The sequence below is a fragment of the Catellatospora coxensis genome (assembly GCF_016862635.1).
Lineage (GTDB): Bacteria > Actinomycetota > Actinomycetes > Mycobacteriales > Micromonosporaceae > Catellatospora > Catellatospora coxensis.
In genome coordinates, this window is the sequence record NZ_BONI01000186.1 from 1 (window position 1) to 1,754 (window position 1,754).

The 1,754-nt window shown below is 69.6% G+C and carries 1 protein-coding gene; it reads right to left on the reverse strand.

Annotated features, from left to right (window positions below; genetic code table 11):
* Positions 1 to 210 precede the first annotated feature (210 nt).
* Complete coding sequence (locus tag Cco03nite_RS41900) at positions 211 to 1,521, reverse strand: IS110 family RNA-guided transposase (protein ID WP_203699617.1); 1,311 nt, start codon at positions 1,519 to 1,521, stop codon at positions 211 to 213.
* Positions 1,522 to 1,754 lie beyond the last annotated feature (233 nt).

The following is a 1,754-nucleotide window of genomic DNA, read 5'->3' on the forward strand; positions in this document are numbered from 1 at the left end:
CCGACTGAGAAGAAACTCGGGCGGTGGGTGGTGTGCGGCAGCATCCCGGCGTAGCCGGGATGAGGGCATGTGTGTGGGCTTGCCGTGTCCGGTTCGGGTGCGGCAAGCTGCGGTATGGCGGGAAGGGCGACCACGTTGTCGGCCCTTCGGGGTCTGACCTGTTCGCCGGAAACGGCATTGTCGGCGCTCTTCCCGCCCCTGTCGGGTCGGTCAGGTGACCGGGGTTGGTTCGTTGAGGTCTTCACCCCACACGATCTTGCGGCCGGTGGCGCCTTCCAGGCGGGTGATCAGGCTGCGGACATAGGCTGCGGGATCGCTGCTGCGGGTGTAGAAGTCCGCGCCGAGGTCGGTGTAGGGACGGCCGGTCGACAGCATCCGGTGGACGACCTTGATGATGGTGTGCGCGACGGCGAACGCGGCTTTCTTGCCCGCGCCGGGTTTGGCCCGTCCGCCGAAGCGCCGGTGCAGCCGGTGGTAGCGGGCGCCCAGCCTCGTGCGGGTCCGGGCGGCGGCCTGCGCGGCCTCGATCAGGATCGACTGCAGGTGGGTGTTGCCTTTGCGGTGCCCGGCGCGGCGGCGACGGCCACCGGACTCGTTGTTGCCCGGTGCGAGCCCGGCCCACGCGGCCAGGTGCTTGGCAGTCGGGAACCGGGCCATGTCGGTGCCGATCTCGCCGATCACGCAGGCGGCCACGCGCGCGCCGACCCCGGGGATCGTGGTGAGCAGGTCGGCCTCGGCCGTGAACGGGGCCAGCAGGCCCTGCCCATCGGCCGCAGCGCTGCCGATACGGGCGCTGACCTGGCCCAGCATGTGGTCAAGGTGGTCGATACGGGCCAGGTGCAAAGCGACCAACTGGCCGTGGTGGTCGTCGAAGCGGCCCGACAGCGCCAACCGCAACTCGGCGGTCTTGTTGCGCAGCACCCCACGGGCCAGGCCCGCCAGCACCACCGGGTCACGCTCGCCCGCGGCCAGCGCCGCCAGCATCGCCCGCCCGGACACCCCGAAGGTGTCCGACGCGACGTCGTCGAGCTTGATCCCGCCGGCTTCCAAAGTCTTGAGCAGCCGCTGCTTCTCCCGGCTGCGTTCTTCGGTCAGCTTCGTCTGATAGCGGGTCAGGTCCCGCAACCGGCGGACCTCCCGCGGGGGTATGAAACTGCCCCGCAGCAGCCCGACCTCCATCAATCGGGCCAGCCACTGCGCGTCCTTGACATCGGTCTTACGCCCCGGGACCGCTTTGACGTGCGCGGCGTTGACGACCTCGACCGTCAACCCCTCACCGCCGACCTGCGCCAACGCGGCGTGCACCGGCCACCAGTACACCCCGGTCGACTCCATCGCCACATGCGTGACCTGCAACTCGACCAGCCACGACGCCATCGCCAGCAGATCGGCGTAGAACGTCTTGAACGTGCGGGTCTTCTCCTGCCTGCCCCGACCCGGCCCGCCCGGGGTCCGCGCCGTGACCGTGACCTGCCTCTTGTGCACGTCGATCCCGGCCACCCGCTCGTACAAGATCTCCACGAGCCCTCCGTCCCTGCGCCACCGACAAACGGCACCACCCGCAGAGCCCGTCGAACTCACGAAACTGAGAAACGTGCACGGGGGCGACAACCTGGGACACCAGGGACGGGCTCCAGCGCCATTCTTGCCTTCAGGCACACGACACCAAGTCGGACCGGCGACAGCGAGCGGCACCACCCCGAGTTTCACCCACCTACGGGCGGCCCGCCAGGGCCAGGAATTCTTGCCTGGCA